The organism is Nonomuraea sp. MG754425, assembly GCF_021699195.1.
Lineage (GTDB): Bacteria > Actinomycetota > Actinomycetes > Streptosporangiales > Streptosporangiaceae > Nonomuraea.
This window is the reverse complement of sequence record NZ_SSXE01000006.1, coordinates 60,784-75,088: the sequence shown is the minus strand read 5'-3', so window position 1 is coordinate 75,088 and position 14,305 is coordinate 60,784. Positions and strand designations below refer to the sequence as shown.

The window sequence follows — 14,305 nt, the reverse complement described above, 5'->3', positions numbered from 1 at the left end:
CCGCCTTTCGGGCCGCCATCAGTGTTCTGCCCATGGTAAGGGCCGTCACATGTCACAGAATCGCCCGTTCAGCGAAACCGCAGGTCAGATGGGTTACTGAAAATCTACTGAATTACTGAACATTCCCTGTGCGCCCGTCCCAGCGGGCCAGGCGCATGTCCGCCCGCTCGCCGCGCAGCGGAGTGCCCTCCTCGCGCCAGTGGGCCAGGCATCGTCGCAGGTGGTCGGGGGCGGCGGCGGTGCCGTCGGCGTGGACGACGCGCCACCACGGCACGCCGCCGCCCCACGTGGACATCACCTTGCCGACCTGGCGGGGGCCGCCCTCGCCGAGGTATTCGGCGATGTCGCCGTACGCCAGCACCTTGCCGGGCGGGATGCGTTCGACCAGGTCGAGCACCCGTTCGGCGAAGGGGTTCACGGACTCCACGCCGCCGGCCCGGCGTCGATGATCTCCTCGAACTTGCCGATCTCCACCACGCCGCCGGCCGCCGAGACCTCGATGACGCCGTCGTTCAGCGTGTACACCTCGCCGTCCTCGCCCACCAGGCGGGCGCCGAGCGCGGTGGACAGGCGCAGGAGCTGGGCCACCTGCCAGTCGGAGCCGGGCTCGCCGACGAGCTGGCCCTGCCAGCGGGCCACCAGGTGCGCGTCGCCCCCGTGACCGATCACGATCTCGTCAGTTCCGTGCAGCTCGAAACCGGCCGGCGCGATGGCCTTCGCAAGCTCCGCGAAGGCGAGTGGCGACTCGCGCACCACCCGCAGCTCGTATCCCATGACGGGGGACCATAGCGGATCTTCTCCTCATCATGAAACCGGTCGTTATCCCTGCTCCTTGCGCTGGTTGAGGACGATGATCGCGCCGCAGAAGGCGACCAGCGCCACCAGCACCCCGCCCCCGTAGAGCCACAGGCGCAGCGGATCGGGCCCCGGCGGGGTCGGCACGGGAGAGTCCGCACCCTGCCCGAAGTGCTCCATTCCCGGCACGATGCTGCGCTTGGCCCCGGTCAGCCGGTCGGCGGCGTTCAGCGCGGCGGCGGCGTCCACGACCCCGAAGCCGATCTGGTCGTCGTATCCGGTGGCGGGCCGGCCTCGGGAGCTAGACGCCAGCGCCTGGGCGACCTGCTCGGGCGGCAGGTCCGGGTAGCGCGACTTGACCAGCGCGGCGACCCCGGCGACCAATGCGGCGGCCGAGCTGGTGCCCTCCGACAGCTCGTAGCCGCTGTCGCGCTTGAGCACGGGCACCCCGACACCGGGCGCGGCGACCAGCACGGAGAGGTTGTCGCTGCTGAACGTGGCCCGCCTGCCCTGTTTGTCGGTGGCCGCCACGCCGATGACACCGGGGTAGCCGGCCGGGAAGCTCCAGTAGGAGGTGCTCTTCTCCTTGGCGTACTGGGTCTGGCCGTCGTTGCCGACGGCGGCGACGAGCACCGCACCCTTGCCCAGCGCGTACGAGACGGCCTCGCGTTCCGACCGCAGCGGCCCGTAGGAGCCGATCGACATGCTGATGACCTGGGCGCCGTGGTTGGCGGCGTAGCGCAGGGCGCGGGCCAGCGGGCTCTCCGTCACCGTCTGCTCGCTGTCCAGCGGCGGCACGCTCACGGCGGGCTCGTCGTCGATGACCATGGGCAGCGACAGGATGCGCGCGCCGGGGGCGACGCCGACGAAGCCGCCGCCCGCGCCGGAGCCGGCGATCAGCCCGGCCATGGCGGTGCCGTGCCTGCCGGGCGGCAGGTCGCGCGTGCTCGTGCCGCTGGTCATGTCGGGGCCGCTGTCCACGCGGGCCTTCAGCTCCTTGACCCCGGTGTCCACGGCGCTGTCCACGACGGCGACGGTGACGCCCTCGCCCTTGGTGACCGTCCACGCCTGCTCGACGTTGAGCGCGTCGAGCACCCACTGCTGCTGCTCCCTGACGGGGTCGGCGGCGGTCCCGGACAGGGCGAGGATCGCGGCCGTGAGCACGCGAACGGCAGTCAGCACACGTTCCCCTGGGTACAGGGCGGCACCTTGGGCGGGTCCGCCAGGAAGTAGGCGATCTGGTTGCCGATGGACTTGGCGGCCGGCCACAGCTCGCTGTGCAGGATCTCCTCCGGCGGGATCGCGGCCCTGGTGCGCCCGTCGGTGTAGCCGCCCGTGGAGAACACCAGGTACGGCCCCGCGCCCACCCAGCCGGTGCGCTGGCGCTGGTCGGGCCCGAAACGTTCGGCGACCGTGGCGGGGAACGGCACCGGCAGCACGCCCACGCGGTCGTCCTGGGTGAGCTCTTCGCCGGCCGAGATCCTGGACTCCTCGTCCTTCAGCACGGCCACGCCCACGGTGAAGACGAAGGAGGCCGTCTGGTCGACGTACGTGGCCCGCAGCATGGTGACGCAGCCGTGGCTCTGCAGCACCCCGGCGACGGAGGCGTCCACGGCCTTGCCGCAGTCGGTCTCGGGGGCGATGCCGACGCGCCTGGCGTACTGCTGGGCGCGGTCGAGCCCGACGTACTTCACCTCGTCGGGGAAGACGCCCGTGGCGGGCCACGCCTGCCAGCGCCGGGCGATCTCCTCCTGCTTGTACTGGTTCTGCTCGTCGGAGGTGAGCGGGCGCGAACGGGTCTCGGCGAACAGCCCGACGGTGCCGAGCAGCACGACGACGGCCGAGACGGCGATGACGACGCCGAGCAGCACCACGAAGGCGCGGCGGTAGCGGATGCCCTGTTGCAGGGCGTACAGCTCGGCCCGCTCCTTGGCGGCCGTGCGCCTGCGGGAGTCCGCCGCCGGCCACGAGCGCACACGTGATCGGCGGCCGGTGGCGGCGCCGAGCGGATTCCTCCGTCCCGGCGTGGCGTCCTCCCCGGCGCGCGGTAGCCCTGTGGTCGACCTACGTGCCCTCACCACGGCCTCGTTCCCGCGATCGTTTCGTGTCTCTTTCGTCCCCGTACGGGGGCGCTTCATGCCTCTTGCGCGTTGTGGGCCCGTCGTACCCGCCTGACCAGGATGAATATGACGCTCAGCGACGCGAGCGCGCCGAGGGCCGCCGCGCCCGCGATGGCCGCGAACACGGTGACCCGCTGCTCGTCCCTGGTGATCACCCGGACCGGGCCCGCCTGCCCGCCGGCGGACACCGGCCTGGCCGGGTCCTGGGCCTGCCCGCCCGTGGCCGTCTCGGTGTGCCGGGCCAGCCTGGACGCCTCGGTCAGCGCCTTGGCCGCGTTGACGACGCCGTAGCCGGTGGCGATGTCGTAGCCGCCCGGCGGCCGGTCGGTGGCTCCGGCGGCCAGGGCCCGCGCCACCAGCGGCGGCGACAGGTCCGGATGCCGGCTCTTGACGAGGGCGGCGACCCCCGACACCAGCGCGGTCGCCTGCGAGGTGCCCCTGCCGACCCAGTACTCGTCGCCGGGGCCCGCGCCCATGATGTCCACCCCGGGCGCGGCCACCAGCACCGAGGAATTCCAGTTGGAGAACGCGGCCCGCCGCAGCCGCAGGTCGGTGGCCCCGACCGAGACCACGCCGGGGAAGGCCGCCGGATAGGAGTAGGGGGCGTAGTCGCTGTCGATCCGCCGCTCGCCGTCGTTGCCCGCGGCGGCGACGAGCACGACGCCCTTGGAGATGGCGTAGCGGACCGCCGCCCGCTCCTCCCTGGTCGCCAGCTCCTTGGAGATCGACATGTTGATCACGTCCGCCCCCTCGTCCACCGCGTAGCGGATGCCCCGGGCCACCACGTCCTCGAAGCGCTCGGCCGAGTTGAACTCGCGGAAGCCCGGCTCCTCGTCCTCGAGGATGACCCTTACCGACAGTACGTCCGCTTCGGGCGCGACGCCGATGATCCCCAGTTTTCGCCCCGGCCCGTGCCCGTGCCCGGCGATCAGCGACGCCATGTACGTGCCGTGCAACCTGCTGGGAGGGGTGCCGGGCGGGTTCGCGCCCTCGGTGAAATCCCTGCCCACGCGTACCGACCCGGCCAGGTCGCGGTGGCCCGGATCGACGCCGGAGTCCAGCACGGCCACCGTCACGCCGGCGCCCTTGCTGGTGCGCCACGCCTCGGTCAGCGACAACGTCTCGATCACCGCCCGCTGCCCGCCGCGTACGTCGTCGGCCCGCGCGGGCAGGACCGCGAACAGCAGCATCCCCGTCGCCGCGACCGCCACCAGCCGCCGGCCCGCCGTCAGCACCGCCACTCCTCGGCCGCGCAGTCGGGCAGCCTGGGCGTGCTCAGCTCGGACAGCACGTGCTCGGACAACTCGGCGGCGAAGGCGAAGATGGCCGGCCGGGGCTCGCCCGCCGCGTCCGCGGGCCGGCCGTCCACCTGCCCGGCCGTGGTCAGCACCACGTACGGACCCGCCTGCCGGACCGAGCCCGACTGCCGTACGGCGGCCGTGAACCGGTCGGAGACCGTGTGGTGGAAGGCCAGCGGGCGCAGGCCGGGAGCGGGTTTGCCGGTCTCGGCGAAAGCGGTCCTGGCCCGTACGGCGGCCAGTTCGTCGCGCAGCGCGACCACGCCGATCGTGACGAGCACCCCGCGCAGCGCGTCGATGTAGGTGGCCCGCAGCACGCCCCGGCAGCCCGCCTTGCGCAGGGCCTTGACCGCCTTGGCGTCCACCGAGTCGCCGCAGGAGGTGCGCGGGGAGATGCCGATGCGGCTCGCGTGCTCCCGCCCGCCCTGCTCGGCGGAGTACGGCAGTGTGGCGGGGAAGATACGGCCCGTGGGCCAGGTATGCCAGCGGTCGGCGACCTCGTGCCTGGCCGCCGCCTGCAACTCGGCCGTGGTGGGGCCGCGGGTGAGCTCCGTACCGGCCGCGCTGCCCGCCACCCCGGCGGCCACCGCGCAGATCAGCGTCAGCGCGGAGGCCACCACGAGTGTCGGCCAGGGACGGTCGGAGTTCACGGCAACGACCTTAACCGGGAGCTCCCGGCAGAAACCCGCTTAATAGCTGGGCAGGCTCGGGTCGACCGTCTTTACCCAGCTCAGCACACCGCCGCCGACATGCACGGCGTCGGCGAAGCCGGCGTTCTTGACGACCGCGAGCGCCTCGGCCGAGCGCGCTCCGGACTTGCAGTGCAGCACGATCTTCTTGTCCTGCGGCAGCTTCTCCAGGGCCGAGCCGTTCAGGAACTCGCCCTTCGGGATCAGCGTGGCGCCGGGGATCGAGACGATCTCGTACTCGTTGGGCTCGCGGACGTCGACGACGTAGATGTTCTCGTCGCGGTCGATCATGCCCTTGAGCTCGAGCGCCGTGATCGTGGAGCCGCTGGCGGCCTCGGCGGCCTCCTCGGAGACCGCGCCGCAGAACGCCTCGTAGTCCTCGAGCAGCTCGGTGACCGTCGGGTTCTTGCCGCACAGGACGCACTCGGGGTCCTTGCGGACCTTGACGTCGCGGTACTTCATCTCCAGGGCGTCGTAGATCATCAGCCGGCCGACCAGCGGGTCGCCGATGCCGGTCAGCAGCTTGATGGCCTCGTTGACCTGGATGGAGCCGATCGACGCGCACAGCACGCCGAGCACGCCGCCCTCGGCGCACGACGGCACCATGCCGGGGGGCGGGGGCTCCGGGTAGAGGCAGCGGTAGCACGGCCCGTGCTCCGCCCAGAACACGCTCGCCTGGCCGTCGAAGCGGTAGATCGAGCCCCAGACGTACGGCTTGCCGAGCAGCACCGCCGCGTCGTTCACCATGTAACGCGTGGCGAAGTTGTCGGTGCCGTCAACGATGAGGTCGTACCCGGAGAAGATCTCCATGACGTTCTCGGTGGTCAGCGCCGCGTTGTGGATCACCACGTCGACCAGCGGGTTGATCTCGCGGACGGACGCCGCGGCGCTCTCGGCCTTCAGTCTGCCCACGTCGGACTGGCCGTGGATGATCTGGCGCTGCAGGTTGGACTCATCGACCACGTCGAAGTCGATGATGCCGAGGGTGCCGACGCCCGCCGCCGCGAGGTACATCAGCGCGGGCGAGCCCAGGCCCCCGGCGCCCACACACAGCACCTTGGCGTTCTTCAGCCGCTTCTGCCCCGCCATGCCCACGTCGGGAATGATCAGGTGGCGTGAGTAGCGGCGCACTTCGTCAACAGTCAGCTCTGCGGCCGGCTCGACCAGCGGTGGCAACGACACTTTTCTACGCTCCCGTTTCAGGGGTCTTATCTCACTGTGAAACCTAGCCCGGCAGTGGGGCATTCCCCAATCGAGTCTCACCGATCAGACGGCGTGCTTCCGCCGCGACCACCTGCGGCATCTCCATCATCGCCACGTGTCCCGCCATCGGCAGCAGCACGAGCCGGACCTCGTGGAAGGTGCGGTACGCCTTCCTGGCCATGGCCGGACGCACCAGGCGGTCGCGGCGGCCGTGGATGATCAGGGTGCGCGCCCGCACCTTCGCCGCCTGGTGCCACAGCGTGTCCTGGCCACGGCGGAAGTACTCGGCGACGATGCCGCGGGCCGAGCCGATCACGGCGGCGTCGACGTAGGGCAGGTCGTCGCGCCTGCGCTCCTCCTCGATGGCGTCGCGCAGGCGCAGGGGGTGCACGGCGCCGATGTCGGCCCACACCCTGGCCATGGAGGCGGTGATGCGCTGCTCGGCCGGCACCATGAGGCGCAGCCTGGCGGCCACCCATTCGCCGACACCGGGCACGGCGGCGGCGGCCACGTGGACGGGGCCGTAGCGGGGCAGCAGGTCGGGCAGGGCGGGCGAGACGAGCGTCAGCGAGCGGACCAGGTCGGGACGGGCGGCGGCGACCCTGACGGCGACGGCGCCGCCGAGCGAGTTGCCGAACAGGTGGGCCGGGCCGGTGTGTTCCAGCAGGCCGATCACCGCCCCGGCGTGGCCCGCGATCGAGTAGTCGCCGTCGGCGGGGGCGGGTGAGAACCCGGCGCCCGGCAGGTCGATGGCGTGGCCGGTGACCGTCTCCCTCAGCTCGCCCATGAGGTCGGTCCAGTTGGTGGCCGAGCCCGCCAGTCCGTGCACGAACACCGCCTGCTCGGCGGGGCCGTCGCCCGGCGTGCTGCGGACGTGCACCGAGCCGATCATCTTCCCTGGCCAGTGCGGGATCGGCGCCGCGGTCATCGGCCGTCCTCCTCGTCGAACGTCTCTTCCCGGTCTTTCCACGATAACCATCGCCTCCGGGCAGGGTCCGGCGGGCTGTCCCTCGGACACTCCCGCCGAGGAAGATCGACCGGAACCAACGCCCCAAATCTGGATATGACACCCCAAGGACGGGGCAAATGTCGCCGCCCGCCGTTTGCGTTGGTCACCCTCGGAAAGCATCCCGATACCGAACGTGACAGGCGGCCGTCGTCGATCCGCGGGCCGGACCATCGTCATCGTCGGGAATTACCGCAATGCGGCGGAGCATCATCGGAGAGGGCCGGAATACAGCCCGCTTTCATGATGACCGCGGCCGACGTCCGGGCATTTCTTTTCGCTTTTCGACTTTCGCGCCGGAGGGCCGCCCGCCGCACGCGCGTCACACCGCCCCATAACGGCGGCGCACGGAAACGACCTGGTGAGCCACCGCATGTCTCGCGCGCCCACCACTCCATATGCAGCGCAATCGGACATATCATCTCATTTCATTTGATAAATATGTAATGCGAGCAATAAGATTGTTAATGCAGAGCAAAATGGAGTCGTATCTGTTTGCCCGCCCACCGGCCCGGAAATGACATTCCGTGGATGAGCCTTCAGCAGCCGTCCAAGATCTGTTTCCTGGGAAATCCGGAAACGGCGAGAACGGGGCAATCGATCCTTTAGGGGGAAACACAATGCCCAAGCTCAAGAGTGTCATCGCAGGTTTCGCCATCAGCACCGCGCTGACCGGTGGTCTCGTGGGCGCTGCGACGACCACGGCCAGCGCCACCACCCAGGTCAACACCGGCACGTCCGTCCGTACCGACGACGGCTGGGGCTGGGGCCGTGAGCACCACCACCACCACCACAACAACCGCCACCACCAGCGTTGCGGTCGCCACAACAGCGGCCGGGTGTGCATCGTCATCCGCAACGACAACTTCAACGAGAACGAGGGCGGGCGCCACGAGCACGAGCGCGAGCACCGTGACGAGCGCTGAGCAACAACCGTGAGTTGATGGCGCAGAGATTTCTCGGGAGCGGTCCGTTCTTCGGTCGCGATCGCACCTGAGGTTTCATTTCTCCTCGTCTCCACGGAAACCTGGTGAGGGCTCCCCCGGCGGCAGCCGGGGGGCCCTCGCTGCGTCGTTTCCCGGCCCGACTTCCAGGGCCGGGCATTGAGCTGTCCGCGACATCGCGGACGGCTTTTTCTTTTGCGCCGGTCTGGTACTGGACAAAAAAGGACAAGTCCGGTTTTTCGCCCTTTAGGCAGGAAATATGCACTGTGCGGAGAACATGCTAGTCGTCCTCCGCGACAGGGCAATCGAATCCTTTAGGGGGAAAGCGCAATGCCCAAGGTCAAGAGTGTTATCGCAGGCCTCGCCATCAGCACGGCGCTGACCGGTGGAGCGGTGAGCGTTGGTGCCGCCACCACCGTCGCGAGCGCGGAGGCAGCCACCCAGGTCAGCACCGGCACGTCCGTCCTCAACGGCCGCTGCGGCGGCTGGGGCTGGCGTCGCTGCGGCGGCCGCGGCTGGGGCTGGAACCGCTGGGGCAGGGGCCACCGCCACGGCGGCCACGGCCGCGTCCGGGTCGTCATCGTCAACCGGAACTACAACCACAACGACAACCACGGCCACGAGCACCGTCGCGGGGACCGTGATTTCGACTAATAGCGCATCCGGCTGACGAGCCCGCCGACGGGCGATGAGCTCCGGCCATGCCTATGAGGTGCCCGCGTCCACCTGGTGGACGCGGGCACTTTGGCGTCGCCCGCACCAACCGTCCGGAGGCGATGGGTCGCTACGGCGTGCGGCCGTGACGCGCGGTCGCGGCGGCGCGCAGGTAGCGCAGCAGGTCGTCCACCAGGTCGCCGGGGCTCGCGTGGCCCTTGCCGTCGGACGCGAGGTGCCCGGCCGAGGCGAGGTCGGCCGCCCCGTGGGCCAGCGCACGCACCAGCGAGGCCATGCGCACCGGATCGCCGGGAGGCAGGAGGCCCGCCTCCTGGGCCGCCGCGACGATGCCGACCAGCATCTCCTGCGCCTCGTGCGCGGCCACGCGCAGGTCCTCGGCGTCGATCGTCCAGGCGCCGAACGTCAGCTTGAACCGGGCCGGACGCTCCCGCGCCCAGGCGACGTAGCCGCGCAGCGCCGCGCGCAGGACCTCCTCCGGCGAGCGGCCTCGCCGGATCTCCTCGGCGAGCTCCACGTGCCGGCGGGCCAGCTCGCGCGCGGCGATCGCCGCGAGCAGCGCCTCCTTGCCGGCGAAGTGCTTGTACGGGGCGTTGTGCGACACCCCGGCCAGCCGGCCGACCTCACGCAGCGTCACGGCCTCCACACCGCCCTCGTCGAGGAGGCGGGCCGCCATCTCGACCAGTTGGTCACGGGTGTTCAGCGGCATCGGGCCATCCTAACCGCGGTTGACGTTGTCAACCACGGGCGTTAGGTTGACAACGTCAACCTTGATCGACCGGAAGCGACGAAGATGCACCAGCAACGAGCGATCGTGACCGGGGCGAGCGGCGGCATCGGGGAGGCGATCACGCGTTCGCTCGCCTCGGCCGGGACGACCGTCGTCATGGTCGGGCGCAGCGCCCGGCGGCTCGACGAGGCGCGGGCACGGGTGCTCGCCGCCGTCCCGGACGCCGACCTGCGCCTCGAACTCGCCGACCTGTCCCTGCTCACCGACGTCCGCGGCCTGGCCGAACGGCTCGCCCGGGAGCCCGCGCCCGACATCGTGATCAGCAACGCGGCCGTCATCGCCGAACTCGACGACTACACCCCGGAGGGCATCCAACGCACCCTGGCCACCAACCACCTCGCGCCCTACCTCCTGCTGCGCTCGCTGATCGGCCCCATCGGCTCCCGCCCCGCGCGCTTCGTCGTCGTGGGCGCCTCTCCCCAGGGGCTGGCCCGGACGCCGGTCGATCTGGCGGACCTGAACTGCCGGGCCGGCCGCGGGCTGGGCGCGCTGCCCAGTTTCCGGCCGTTCATCGCCTATGCGCGTACCAAGAACATGAACACGATGTTCGTCTACGCCCTCGCCCGCCGGCTCGACGGCACGCGCATCACGGTGAACGGCGCACACCCCGGCGTCATCAGGGACACCGGGCTCGGCCGGGACAACCGCGGCGCGCTCCGGCTGTTCGGCGCCGTGCTCAACCGGCTGACGCCCGCCCCGGGCACGGGGGCCGACACACCGGTCTGGCTGGCCACCTCGGAGCAGGTCAGTGACGTCACGGGCGGCTTCTTCGTCCGCCGCGAGCGGGTGCCCACGGCCCCGCACACCACCGACGCCGGCCGATGCGATCGACTCTGGGACGAAAGCGCCCGCCTCGTGGGGCTTCCCCCGGAACCCTGAATTCCCCGGCGGCGATTTCCGCGCCGGACCGAGAGGAATGGCAAAGGGCCCTCCGGCCGATGCCGGAGGGCCCTCCTCAGAAGCGCCATTCAGACGGGAAGAATTCTTCCCCGATCAACGCCCGCTGATTATCAGTTGTCGACACCCTCAAGGGTGCTCGGAGCCTCGCGGTGGTGATGGCGGTGCTCGTGATGCGGGAAGTGGTTGCGGTTGTAGTTGTTGTTGTGCACCTTCACCCGGACGTTGAGCCTCTGGTGGTGGTGACGGCGGAAGCCCCAGCCCCAGCCACAGCGGCGCCAACCCCAGTTGCCGCAGCCCGCGAGGACGGAGGAGCCCGTGCTGACCTGGGTGGCGGCGTCGGCGCTGGCCATGGTGGTGGCCGCACCCGCGCTCACGACCCCACCGGTCAGAGCGGTGCCGATGGCGAGGCCGGCGATGACACTCTTGAGCTTGGGCATTGCGTTTTCCCCCTAAAGGATCGATTGCCCCGTTCTCCCTGTTTCCTGATTTCCCGGAAACAGGTACCGGACGCCCATTGAAGGGCTATCCACGATGTGTCATTTCCGGCAGATGGGCGGGCAAACGGTCACCACTCCATTTTGCTCTACATTAACAATATTATTGCTTGCATTAAATGCCTATCAAATGAAATAACCTAAGATATCCGGATATGTCGCATTCGGCTGGGCGGAGAGATCACGAAGGGCGGCGGCCATGCCGCCGAGGCCCCGGAGAAGGGCCCACCGGACACCGGGCTCGCTCGTCGCCGACGGCCCGGAGCGAGGTCACCGGGGGGCGGCCGGGCCGCACAAGCCGGCACCACGCGACCTCGGGGCATGCCTGCGGCGATCCGGTCCGCTCATCGCCCACGACGGCGACCGCCGCATCCGGTCGCACCGCAAGCCCTCCGCCGGGCGTCCCCCGTGCGTACCTTTCAGGGCATGCTGCGACCGCACAAGGCCGTGCCACATGCACGGGGGCCGGTGCCGCGCACGTGGTTGCGACCCGCACGTGGCCGGGACACACAGATGAGGCACACCCGGCTGCCGACCCACGGGTGAAGCACCCACGATCGCCCCGCACATGGCCGTTGACCCGTGTTCGGAGCGCCGCGGCCGAACGTCAGGCGGACTTGCGGGTCTTCCGCTTGGGAGCGGCCTTCTCTTCGGCCTTCTCCTCGGCCTTCTCCTCGGCCTTGGCGGACTTCGCGGACCTGGACGCCCTGGCGGGCTTGGCCGCCGCCTTCTTCGCCCCGGCGGTTCCGCCCTCGCGCTCCCGCTTGGCCGCGTCCACGCTCGCCCGCAGCGCCGCCATGAGGTCGACGGCCGGACCGGCCTCTTCCTCCTCGCGGGCCGGGACGACCTCCTTGCCCGCCACCTTCGCCTCGATCACCTGCTGCAACGCCTCGCGGTAGGTGTCGTGGTACTCGGCCGGGTCGAAGTCGGCCTCCATGGTGGTGATGAGGGACTCGGCCATCTTGAGTTCCTGCGCGCGGACCTCGATGTCCTCCTCCAGGAAGGCGAAGTCGGGCGTGCGGATCTCGTCCGGCCAGAGCATCGTCTCCAGGACGAACACGCCGTCCCTGACCCGCAGCGTGGCCAGCGACTCGCGCTGGCGCAGCGCGACCTTGACCACCGCCACCTGCCCGGAGCTCTCCAGCGCGTTGCGCAGCAGCACGTACGGCTTGGCCCCCTGGGCGTCGGGCTCCAGGAAGTACGACTTGGCGAAGTAGATGGGGTCGATCTGCTCGGCCGGGGTGAACTGCAGCACGTCGATCCTGCGTGACGTGCTCAGCGGCAGGTCCTCGAAGTCCTCGTCGGTGAGCACGACGATCTCGCCCGTCGCGAGTTCGTAGCCCTTGGCGATGTCGGCGTAGGGCACCTCTTCGCCGTCCTGGGTGCAGACCCGCTTGTAGCGGATCCGGCCGCCGTCGGCGCGGTGCACCTGGTGGAACGTCACGTCCTTCTGCTCGGTCGCGGAGTAGAGCTTGACCGGGATCGTGACCAGCCCGAAGGAGATCGCACCCTTCCAGATGCTGCGCATCGGCACTCCTCAGCTCTGACTCTGCTCACCAATGGGCACATACCCGTCATGGGGCTACCAATGCCATACCCAATCGAACCAATGCTTGCCGTACCCGGCGAACTACCCGCCGATCGCGATCAGTACGGCCTCGAGGTCAAGTGGGACGGCATCCGCGCCATCCTCCATCTTGACGGTGGGAAGAGGGTGACGGGTAGGCATGGAGCTGAATACACACGTAGATATCCGGAAATTTCTGGGTTCGGGCTGAAGAATGCGGTCATCGATGGCGAGGTCGTGGCACTCGACCGACACGGACGTCCCAGCTTCGGACGTCTCCAGCGGCGCATGCACCTGATCGACCCCGAGCCGGTCATGCTGGAGCGCTACCCGATCACGTACATGCCGTTCGACCTGCTCTGCCTCGACGGCAAGCCGCTGTTCGAGCTGTCCTACCGCGACCGCCGGGCGCTGCTCGACGAGCTGGACATCGGCGCGCCCCCGTACTTCCCCGGCGAGTCCGACCTGCTGTCGGCCACCTACGAGCAGGGGCTCGAAGGCGTGGTCGCCAAGCGGCTCGACTCCCCCTACCGGGCGGGCGTCCGGTCGCCCTGGTGGATCAAGGTCAAGAACCTGACCACGCGGGAGGTCGTGATCGGCGGCTGGAAGCCCGGCAAGGGGCGGCGCGCGAACGGGATCGGCTCGCTGGTCATGGGGGTGTTCACGGACGCTGGGCTAAGGTACGTCGGGCACGTCGGCACCGGGTTCACCGACGCCGTCCTGGACGAGCTGCACCGGATGCTGCTGCCGATGGAGATCCCGGCCAGCCCCTTCTCCAACGACGTCCCGTGGCGCAATCGATGGGTCAGGCCGGATCTCGTCGGGGAGGTGGCCTACACGATGTGGACCCACGACCAACGGCTGCGGCACACCGTGTGGCGCGGGCTGCGCCCCGACAAACTCCCCGCGGAGGTGACCCGATGAAGGTGCCGGTCAAAGTGGACGGGCGCGAGCTGACCCTGAGCAACCTGGACAAGGTGCTCTACCCCGACTTCGGCTTCACCAAGGCCGAGGTGATCGACTACTACAGCCGCGTCGCGCCCGTGCTGCTGCCGCACCTGCGGGGCCGTCCGCTGACCGTCAAGCGTTACCCGAACGGCGTCACCGGCCAGTTCTTCTTCGAGAAGAACGCTCCCGACCACACCCCCGGCTGGGTGCGGCGGGTGAGCCTGCCCGTCCCCGGCAGCACCAAGAACCGCGAGAGCATCGACTTCGCCGTCGTGGACGATCTGCCCACCCTCGTCTACTACGCCAACCTGGCCGCGCTGGAGCTGCACGTGCCGCAGTGGCGCGTGGACGACGACGGGCGGGCGCTGCCCCCCGACACGCTCGTCTTCGACCTCGATCCCGGGGCCCCCGCGACGATCGTCGAGTGCACCCGCGTGGCGGTCATGCTGCGCGACGCCCTGGAGCGGGACGGCCTCAAGGCCGTACCGAAGACCAGCGGCAACAAGGGCATGCAGCTCTACGCGGACTGGGACTGCCGCGAGGAGCCGTCCGCGTACGCCAGGAGGCTGGCCCAGCGCCTGGAGAAGGAGCACCCCGGCCAGGTCGTCAGCGTGATGACGAAGAAGCTGCGGCCCGGCAAGGTGTTCATCGACTGGAGCCAGAACAACCCGGCCAAGACCACCGTCGCCCCCTACTCGCTGCGCGCCAGGGAGCGGCCCACGGTTTCGACACCGCTGGCGTGGAAAGAGGTCGAAGATTGTGAACGCCCTGAGGATCTGGTGTTCACCGCGCCCGACGTACTCGCCAGGGTCGAGAAACGCGGCGACCTTTTCGGCCGGGCGTAGGCTGGTTCCGTCCGTACCGAGAGGGGACCTGAAG

Annotated in this window: 16 protein-coding genes; 5 read left to right on the top strand and 11 right to left on the bottom strand. The window is 69.9% G+C overall.

Features of this window, described 5'->3' with window-relative positions; genetic code table 11:
* Positions 1–112: 112 nt before the first annotated feature.
* The 8 genes from FAF44_RS03810 to FAF44_RS03775 all read right to left on the bottom strand — a co-directional run bounded on the left by FAF44_RS03810 (position 113) and on the right by FAF44_RS03775 (position 7,033).
* A complete protein-coding gene (locus FAF44_RS03810; RefSeq protein WP_237101574.1) occupies positions 113–427 on the bottom strand; it encodes an MGMT family protein in 315 nt (104 codons plus the stop codon).
* Entirely contained in the window at positions 415–774 is a 360-nt protein-coding gene (locus tag FAF44_RS03805) for a hypothetical protein (RefSeq protein WP_237101573.1), read from the bottom strand. The genes FAF44_RS03810 and FAF44_RS03805 overlap by 13 nt, the downstream gene beginning before the upstream one ends.
* 45 nt (positions 775–819) lie before the next feature.
* The gene (locus FAF44_RS03800; protein ID WP_237101572.1) at positions 820–1,977 is read right to left on the bottom strand and encodes a S8 family serine peptidase; all 1,158 of its coding nucleotides are present in this window, start codon (positions 1,975–1,977) and stop codon (positions 820–822) included.
* Positions 1,971–2,771 (bottom strand): hypothetical protein, encoded by an 801-nt coding sequence (locus FAF44_RS03795; protein WP_237101571.1) that lies wholly within the window; start codon positions 2,769–2,771, stop codon positions 1,971–1,973. The genes FAF44_RS03800 and FAF44_RS03795 overlap by 7 nt, the downstream gene beginning before the upstream one ends.
* A gap of 158 nt (positions 2,772–2,929) precedes the next feature.
* Positions 2,930–4,150: a S8 family serine peptidase gene (locus tag FAF44_RS03790; protein ID WP_237101570.1), complete on the bottom strand. Its 1,221-nt coding sequence runs from the start codon at positions 4,148–4,150 to the stop codon at positions 2,930–2,932.
* A complete protein-coding gene (locus FAF44_RS03785; RefSeq protein ID WP_237101569.1) occupies positions 4,144–4,863 on the bottom strand; it encodes a hypothetical protein in 720 nt (239 codons plus the stop codon). Before FAF44_RS03785 ends, FAF44_RS03790 begins: the two co-directional genes overlap by 7 nt.
* 39 nt (positions 4,864–4,902) lie before the next feature.
* Positions 4,903–6,084, bottom strand: a complete 1,182-nt coding sequence (moeZ, locus tag FAF44_RS03780; RefSeq protein WP_237101568.1) for an adenylyltransferase/sulfurtransferase MoeZ — start codon at positions 6,082–6,084, stop codon at positions 4,903–4,905.
* Between the two features lie 43 nt (positions 6,085–6,127).
* On the bottom strand, positions 6,128–7,033 hold the full coding sequence (locus FAF44_RS03775; RefSeq protein ID WP_237101567.1) for an alpha/beta fold hydrolase: 906 nt from the start codon (positions 7,031–7,033) through the stop codon (positions 6,128–6,130).
* A gap of 698 nt (positions 7,034–7,731) precedes the next feature.
* Between FAF44_RS03775 and FAF44_RS03770 the strand changes: the two genes are divergently transcribed.
* Positions 7,732–8,037, top strand: coding sequence for a hypothetical protein (locus FAF44_RS03770; protein WP_237101566.1), 306 nt, complete (start codon positions 7,732–7,734; stop codon positions 8,035–8,037).
* A 411-nt stretch (positions 8,038–8,448) separates the two neighbouring features.
* Complete coding sequence (locus FAF44_RS03765; RefSeq protein WP_237101565.1) at positions 8,449–8,709, top strand: hypothetical protein; 261 nt, start codon at positions 8,449–8,451, stop codon at positions 8,707–8,709.
* 130 nt (positions 8,710–8,839) lie between these two features.
* Here FAF44_RS03765 and FAF44_RS03760 read toward each other — a convergent pair whose 3' ends face one another.
* On the bottom strand, positions 8,840–9,436 hold the full coding sequence (locus FAF44_RS03760) for a TetR/AcrR family transcriptional regulator (protein WP_237101564.1): 597 nt from the start codon (positions 9,434–9,436) through the stop codon (positions 8,840–8,842).
* Positions 9,437–9,520: 84 nt separating this feature from the next.
* Between FAF44_RS03760 and FAF44_RS03755 the strand changes: the two genes are divergently transcribed.
* A complete protein-coding gene (locus tag FAF44_RS03755; RefSeq protein WP_237101563.1) occupies positions 9,521–10,396 on the top strand; it encodes an SDR family NAD(P)-dependent oxidoreductase in 876 nt (291 codons plus the stop codon).
* A gap of 131 nt (positions 10,397–10,527) precedes the next feature.
* Here FAF44_RS03755 and FAF44_RS03750 read toward each other — a convergent pair whose 3' ends face one another.
* Together FAF44_RS03750 and FAF44_RS03745 are read right to left on the bottom strand one after the other, a co-directional pair.
* A complete protein-coding gene (locus FAF44_RS03750) occupies positions 10,528–10,854 on the bottom strand; it encodes a hypothetical protein (protein WP_237101562.1) in 327 nt (108 codons plus the stop codon).
* Positions 10,855–11,518: 664 nt separating this feature from the next.
* Positions 11,519–12,439, bottom strand: a complete 921-nt coding sequence (locus tag FAF44_RS03745) for a Ku protein (RefSeq protein ID WP_237101561.1) — start codon at positions 12,437–12,439, stop codon at positions 11,519–11,521.
* Between the two features lie 48 nt (positions 12,440–12,487).
* Between FAF44_RS03745 and ligD (FAF44_RS03740) the strand changes: the two genes are divergently transcribed.
* Positions 12,488–13,402, top strand: coding sequence for a non-homologous end-joining DNA ligase (gene ligD / locus FAF44_RS03740; protein ID WP_308193276.1), 915 nt, complete (start codon positions 12,488–12,490; stop codon positions 13,400–13,402).
* Entirely contained in the window at positions 13,399–14,271 is an 873-nt protein-coding gene (gene ligD / locus FAF44_RS03735) for a non-homologous end-joining DNA ligase (RefSeq protein ID WP_237101559.1), read from the top strand. The genes ligD (FAF44_RS03740) and ligD (FAF44_RS03735) overlap by 4 nt, the downstream gene beginning before the upstream one ends.
* Positions 14,272–14,305: the final 34 nt, after the last annotated feature.

What these genes read in the sequence shown, in the direction of transcription:
- FAF44_RS03770 (WP_237101566.1), top strand. Translation starts at nt 7,732, where the DNA reads ATGCCCAAGCTCAAGAGTGTCATCGCAGGTTTCGCCATCAGCACCGCG.
- ligD (WP_237101559.1), top strand. Translation starts at nt 13,399, where the DNA reads ATGAAGGTGCCGGTCAAAGTGGACGGGCGCGAGCTGACCCTGAGCAAC.
- FAF44_RS03805 (WP_237101573.1), bottom strand. Translation starts at nt 774, where the DNA reads ATGGGATACGAGCTGCGGGTGGTGCGCGAGTCGCCACTCGCCTTCGCG.
- FAF44_RS03760 (WP_237101564.1), bottom strand. Translation starts at nt 9,436, where the DNA reads ATGCCGCTGAACACCCGTGACCAACTGGTCGAGATGGCGGCCCGCCTC.
- FAF44_RS03750 (WP_237101562.1), bottom strand. Translation starts at nt 10,854, where the DNA reads ATGCCCAAGCTCAAGAGTGTCATCGCCGGCCTCGCCATCGGCACCGCT.
- FAF44_RS03775 (WP_237101567.1), bottom strand. Translation starts at nt 7,033, where the DNA reads ATGACCGCGGCGCCGATCCCGCACTGGCCAGGGAAGATGATCGGCTCG.
- FAF44_RS03755 (WP_237101563.1), top strand. Translation starts at nt 9,521, where the DNA reads ATGCACCAGCAACGAGCGATCGTGACCGGGGCGAGCGGCGGCATCGGG.
- ligD (WP_308193276.1), top strand. Translation starts at nt 12,488, where the DNA reads ATGGGGCTACCAATGCCATACCCAATCGAACCAATGCTTGCCGTACCC.
- FAF44_RS03745 (WP_237101561.1), bottom strand. Translation starts at nt 12,439, where the DNA reads ATGCGCAGCATCTGGAAGGGTGCGATCTCCTTCGGGCTGGTCACGATC.